The 2539-nt window shown below is 60.6% G+C and carries 3 protein-coding genes; all 3 read left to right on the forward strand.

What is annotated here, in order from left to right; all coding sequences use genetic code 11:
- Positions 1 to 312: hypothetical protein (locus C7G41_RS37580; RefSeq protein WP_199198796.1), on the forward strand; the 312-nt coding region annotated here is incomplete at its 5' end.
- Positions 313 to 952: 640 nt separating this feature from the next.
- On the forward strand, positions 953 to 1840 hold the full coding sequence (locus C7G41_RS36795) for a tripartite tricarboxylate transporter substrate binding protein (protein ID WP_245446915.1): 888 nt from the start codon (positions 953 to 955) through the stop codon (positions 1838 to 1840).
- A gap of 26 nt (positions 1841 to 1866) precedes the next feature.
- The coding region (locus C7G41_RS36800) for an FAD-dependent monooxygenase (protein WP_146159910.1) at positions 1867 to 2539 on the forward strand (673 nt) is incomplete at its 3' end.

Below are 2539 nucleotides of genomic sequence, written 5' to 3' on the forward strand. Positions count from 1 at the left end.
CGTTTCGCAGCGATCTGGGAACGGCGCCCTGGCCTGGAATGGGTTGGTCGGCACGGGTTGACGGCGAGTGAATACCAAAAGGCTTTTGATGACCAGAACGCCGCAGGTTTCCGTCTGGTTTCTGTGAGCGGGTATAGTGACACAGGGATCGCTCGCTACGCTGCAATTTGGCACAAGGACCAGCCGGGCGAATGGCAAGCACGGCACGGTCTCGATGGCGTGGCATATCAACAAGCCTTCGACGATCTGTCCCGGCGAGGATTCCGTCCCGTCCAGGTGTGTGGATACGGTGATGGATTTTATCCGGCCTAGACCCGGAGCTGCCGCCGCTCAGCAGCCGACAAGCTCTCGAACTGCGCGGCTAATTGTACCGATCACGCCGGCGAGGCGTAACGCCTCGCCCGCGTGATGATCATGTTACCTTTGCGGCCTGTAAGTGCTCCGGTCTTGACGGCTTGGCAGAAGTCTCGGCTCGGGATGGGTGAAGCAAGCTTTTCCGTATCCGTCTTTGACGTCGATAATTCTGTTCTGACTGAGTAAGTGTCCTCAGCGCACGGGTTGCAGCGAGACTCGCGGTGGTTGCAGAGTTTCAGAAATGGATGCCGACTTACTGCAGCTTCGCCGCGCAAGGGCCAGTAGACTAAAAATAAGCGGCCCGGCTCCGAAGGGTGATGAGCTCCGTCCGAGCCGGAATCTCAGCCAATCTTCATCATAATTTCAGGACAGTGACGCCCGGCCATGGTCTACTGGCAGCGGCTTAGTCGCGAACGCGGTGCCATCCAAGTCCTGGCAACATCGTGTTTGAAGACACTTTTCGAAATTCTCCTTCGAGGCCGACCGGGAGAAGCTAGTGGGGTTGCGAGACCTTCGAAATGTCGTCCGCGTCGCGATGCTTCTTGCCGGAGCCACCTGGGCGACTGTATCCACCTGTCGTGGAGACGACACCTGGCCAGTGCGCAATGTGAAGATCATTGTCCCATTTGCCGCAGGCTCCGCCAACGATGCAAGCGCGCGTTTCTATGCCGACGGTTTGACCAGGCGTTGGGGCAAGCCGGTCATCGTCGAGAACCGGCCCGGCGCCGATGCCGTCGTCGGAGGCGGCGCGTTTGCAAACGCCAGGGACGATCACACCCTTCTCTACGGGACCGCCTCGATGGTCACCGTGAGCCCGCTATTGCAGGACTCGCTTCCCTACGATCCGTCCCGGGACATGGTACCGATCGCCTCGACAGCTAGTTCGATCCTGGTCATCGCGGTCCACGACGGCCTCCCAGTGCGCTCGCTACAGGAGCTGGCGGAACTGGCCCGAGCGAAGCCCGGTGAATTGTCGTGGAGTTCGGGTCCAAGCCTGCCACACTTCGTGTTCGAAGCAATGCTGGCGCGGCACGGGCTTAAGCAGATCTACATCCCCTATCGGGATGCCTCGGCCCAGCAGGCGGATTTTGGCGAGGGACGCGTGCATATTCTTTCCCACGCCCTGCTGTCGGTGAGAGCTCCTGTCCTTGCGGGCAAGGCGCGGATACTGGCCGTCACAAGTCCCGAACGCCAATCAAGCTTGCCCGACGTGCCGACCGTCGCTGAATCCGGCTTTCCTGAAATGGAAATCGAGGGTCTTGCAGGTCTGTTCGGCTGGCGCGACATGCCGCTGGGGTTGCGCGACCGGATTTCCGCGGACGTGCAGGCGGTGGCCGCCGATCCCTTGGTCCGCTCTCGAATTGAGGCGAGTGGCGCGCAAGTCCTCGGCGGCACACCCACTGAGTTTTCCGCGGCCATTGAACGGCAGCGAACGCGCATCGAGCAGATCAACCGCATCGTCGATTTGAAAAACGTCGCAAGGTAGTGCGGCGCGAGAACAGGGAGGTTGAAATGAAGCTTCGGGCCGCCATTGTCGGCGGAGGAATAGGCGGTCTTTCCGCGGCATGCGCGCTGCGTCGAAGGGGCATCGACGTCATGGTTTTCGAGCAATCCGATGCGCTCGGCGAGATCGGTGCCGGCCTGTCGATCTTTCCGAACGCGCTGCGGCAACTCGAGCGAATGGGGCTGGGACCTGCTCTGGCCAACGTCGGTGCCACGATCGGCGATGCATCACAATACTGCCGCTCCGACGGCACGAGGGTCGGCTCTGTCGTCACGACCGACTCCAGCGGCTGGAATGGGATGTATGGCATGCACAGAGCCGATCTGCTGAATGTGCTCGCGGCAAGCATTCCCAGAGAATCCATTCGAGCCGGCTATCGCTGCATCGAATTCGAGCAGAGCGCGGTCGCGGCGCGATTGAAATTCGCGAATGGGGAAACCTTCGAAGCCGATGTCGTGATCGCTGCCGACGGCATACACTCTGCCTTACAGAAGTATGTGGTCGAGCCGACGCTACCCGAATATTCCGGGGTCCGCTCCTATCGCGGCTTGATTGCCAGCGACAAACTTCCGGGATGGCGAGAGGCAGCTCATCAGGTTTGGATGGGGGACGGGAAGCACTTCATTGTATTTCCGGTGCGCGCCGGCCGGCTGCTGAACTATGTCGGGTTCGTCCCAACCT

It is taken from the genome of Bradyrhizobium sp. MOS002, assembly GCF_003020115.1.
In the GTDB taxonomy this organism is placed as follows: Bacteria; Pseudomonadota; Alphaproteobacteria; order Rhizobiales; family Xanthobacteraceae; genus Bradyrhizobium.